This window comes from Streptococcus sp. 20925_1_24 (assembly GCF_041432335.1).
Classification (GTDB): domain Bacteria; phylum Bacillota; class Bacilli; order Lactobacillales; family Streptococcaceae; genus Streptococcus; species Streptococcus mitis_BM.
Map to the genome: position 1 here is coordinate 1 of NZ_JAPVZM010000024.1, position 4,135 is coordinate 4,135.

Annotated in this window: 1 protein-coding gene; it reads right to left on the minus strand. The window is 37.0% G+C overall.

What is annotated here, in order from left to right:
• A partial coding sequence (locus tag O3650_RS09520; RefSeq protein WP_371492021.1) for a DUF1542 domain-containing protein occupies window positions 1-3,713 on the minus strand: 3,713 nt, incomplete at its 3' end.
• Between the last annotated feature and the right edge of the window lie 422 nt (window positions 3,714-4,135).

The window sequence follows — 4,135 nt, forward strand, 5'->3', positions numbered from 1 at the left end:
GCTACTGGGTTAACTTTCGCAATGTCACCTGTACCAGTTCCTTTAGCTGTGTCTACTGCTGCATCTGTTGTTGCTGCATCTACTGCTGCTTTAGCTTTATCAGCGGCTGCTTTAGCGGCATCTTTAGCGGCTTTCTTCTCGGCATCAGTTAAATCTGGACGAGCGTCAATTGCTGCTTCTTTAGCTTTAAGTGCATCGTCAATGGCTTTCTTAGCTGCTGGTTTCTTAACTGCTACTGGATTAACTGCAGTAACTTCATCTACACCTGTTGTCTTAGCCGCATCTACTGCATCTTGAGCTGTTTTAGCTGCTGTTGGTGTAGTTGCTGCATCAGGTTGCTCATTGATTTTTGCTAATTGTGCATCAGCTTTATCTTTTGCTTCATTCTTAGCTGCTGTTTTTTCTTCATCAGTTAAGTCTGGACGAGCATCGATTTCTTTATTTTTAGCTGTTAACGCATCATTAATTGCTTTCTTAGCTTCTGCTTTTGCTACTGGAGTTACATTTGCAACTGCTGTAGTTCCATCTGCTTTAGCTTTATCAACTGCTGCATTTGTAGTTGCATTATCAACTGCAGCTTTTGCTACATCTGCTTGCGCTTTTGCTACTTCTTTCGCTTTAGTTTTCTCTTCTGGAGTTAAATCTGTGCGATCATCGATTTCTTTGTTTTTAGCTGTCAATGCATCGTCAATTGCTTGTTTAGCTTCATCTTTTTTAGCTACTACTGGGTTATCTTTTGCGATTGCACCAGTTCCTGCTGCTTGAGCTTTATCAAGAGCATCTTTTGTTGTAACTTCAGGTTTTGCGATTTCATCAAGAGCTTTTTTCTTATCAGCATTTACTTTGTCAATTGCAGCTTGTTTTTCTTCATCAGTAGCATTTGGAGTTTTATTAATAGCATCAATTTGCTTCTCAGCTGCTTTATTAACCTCATCGATAGCTGGTTGTTTGTCTAAAGTTACAAACTCTGATAATGGTCTTGTGTCTTTTGAACCGTCTGTGTATGTTACTACAAGATTTCCTTTAGCATCTTTTGTTACTGAGGCAATCTTAGTCTTAGCATCTTCAGCATCTACAGTTTTACCTTTTTTGTCAGCTAAGTTAGCATCATCATTGTTATTAGAGTACTCAATTTGTAGTTTTTCTTTGATTTTCTCTAATTCTGCTTCTGTTACGTTAGCTGGATCTGTTACAGCAACTTTTTCTGTTGGAGCTGCAATGTCATATTTAGATGTTTGGTTTTTAACAACGAATTGAACGTATCCTGGTTTTTGTTGACGTGCTGCGTCATCAGTTGTAGCATTGTAGTCTGCACCTGTCATAGATTTAGCATCATCACTATCTTTAGCTTCAATGAAACTTGTCCATTGGTTTGGAGCTTTAAGAGTTGTAACACCTGTCATCTTGATAGTTGCTGTTCTCTTGTCAGCAGATACTGTTCCTTCTCCTTCAGAAACCGCACTATCAGATACCGCTCCTATCTTGAATCCATAGTCCTTAGCATTAGCCCAAGTAACATCCCCTGGTCCACGTAGGTATAAGTTTTTAACTGCTGTATCGTCTTTACCTGTGAATGTTAAGTCAGTATTTTCACCAGTGTAAACATAGATTTGACGTTTGTCTGCATTTGAGTATGGAAGTTCTACTGTTGGCGCTTTATTTATAAAGTCTGATAATGGTCTTGTGTCTTTTGAACCATCTGTATATGTTACTACAAGATTTCCTTTAGCATCTTTTTCTATTGAAGCAATTTTAGAATTTTGATCTGCAACATCAGCATCTTTTGAGATATTCGCATCGTCATTAGACTTATTGTACTCAAGTTTTAATTTTGCTTTGATTGTATCGAACTCTTCATCTGTTACGTTAGCTGGATCTGCTACTGTAACTTTTTCTGTTGGAGCCTTGATATCGTACTTATCTGTTTGAGATTTAACAACGAATTGAACGTATCCTGGTCTTTGTTGACGTACTGCATTATCAGTTGAAGCATCAAAAGTTTGATCTGATGGCATTGAGCTGGCGTCATCATTATCATTAGCCACGATGAAACTTGTCCATTGGTTTGGAGCTTTAAGAGTTGTAACACCTGTCATCTTGATAGTTGCTGTTCTCTTATCAGCAGATACTGTTCCTTCGCCATTTGTAACTACATCGTTATCAATCTTACCTGTTGTAAATCCATAACCTGCAGTATTATCACTTCCAATACCACCTGGTCCACGTAGGTATAAGTTTTTAACTGTTGTTTCATCTTTACCTGTGAATGTTAAGTCAGTATTTTCACCTGTGTAAACATAGATTTGACGTTTGTCAGCATTTGAATATGGAAGTTCTACTGTTGGTGCTGGGTTGGTACGTGCTACATTTGCAACTGGAGTAGTATCTACTGAATCGTCATTATAGGTAACAGTAACTGTTCCATTTGCAACAGCGACTTCTTTCACCACTGTAGATCTATCTGCTAAGACTTCTCCTTTTTTAGAAGCTAGTCGAGCATCTTCTGTCGTTGCTTTATCAGAATATTGAATCTTGATTTTCTCTTTGATGTTGTTAATATCAGTTGGAGTTAAGTTGTTGATATCTGCAACAGAAACTTTATCCCCCTCTGCTACTGGTTGAATATCGTATTTATATGTTTGAGATTTAACAACTAAATTGAAATAACCAGGAGACGATGGAGTCCTACCTCCAGGTAGTTTAGCTCCAGTAGAATCTTCAAGTTCTAGATATCTTGCTCCCAATACTGCTCGTTGATCTTCAGTTTTTGTGTAAGGTTTAAGCCCTTTAAAAGTATCATTTGGTTTACCAGTGATTTTAATTGTTACTGGACCTTGAGTTTCAGTGATTATTTGATGATAACTCCAACCAAAATCATCTCGTTCAACTTCTTCTTCCTCAGGCTTAGTTGAGCTTTGACCTTTCGCATAAGCTATCGCTGCATCACTTTTCTCTTTTAGTGTGAACTGACCACTTCCAGCTTTAACTGTTGCTCTTTTGATTTTTCCGGCTGTTGAGTTAACTGTAATATTGACATCTGCGTTTTCTTCATTATAAAGGTAAATTTCTTTTCCAGTAGAATACTCCATAGAATAAGTAAAATTACCTTGAGTTTCAGTTGTCTCAGCTCTAAACGCATTATCTTTATCCATCGGTTTCCCGTTACGTTCGTCCTTTGAACCGGTATTTTCGATTGAGTTAGATTCTGGGTTTTTCTCAGTGTTTTCTGCTTTTTTACCTACAGTTTCTTTGCCTTCAGTTGTATCTACTGCTGGAGTTTCTTTTTTCTCTACAGGTTTGTTTTTTAATTTAGAGTTAGCTGTAGTGACAAGTTTGCTGTAAGCTGTCTTTAGTTCAGCTTGAGTAGTTGCGTTCGCTAATGTAGCTTTTGCAGATTCTAGTTCAGCTTTTAATACTGCAACACTTTCCTCAGTTTTGTTATCGTAAGAACCGTTAGAAAGTTTTGTCTCAATTTCTGAAATGTAGCTTTCAAGTTGGGTCTTGTCCAAAGCTGGAGTTGCTGGCTGAGCAGCAGCTGTGTCTCCAGGTTGGATTTGATCCGCTTGAACAGATACAGCTCCATTCCCTAAGAACATGAAAAGAGCAGCGACAGCTACACTAGCCGCCCCAAAACTATATTTACGGATCGAGTAACGAGTGACCTTCTCACGGTGCAGACGTTCAACACGACTCATAGATGGTTTGTTTTCCATTATTTTCTCCTTTTGTGAGGTTAATGATTTGATTTCCACATGACACCTGTATGTAGAAATCTACAATCTACATTTTATCTTATTTTCAATATATATGCAAATGATTTGAATTAAAATTTTCCAAAAAAATTTTAAAAAGTTTTTGCGAAATTAGGGAATTTTCAGATAAATTGATTCGGTATGTTTTCCCTTTTTTATAAATAAATAATTCACATATGTTTATGATAAATTTGCTTTTGTTTTAATTCCATTCACAAAGATAGCGCATTCATAAAGGGTTAGTAGAAAAATAAATAAGTTTGAAGGGTGAGACAAATTACTTTTGCACTGCATAAGAAAAAATTATCCGTAAAACATATGAACCAAAAATAAAACATGCTACCTCATTTCGGTAACATGTCATCGTTTTCTACTTACAACAA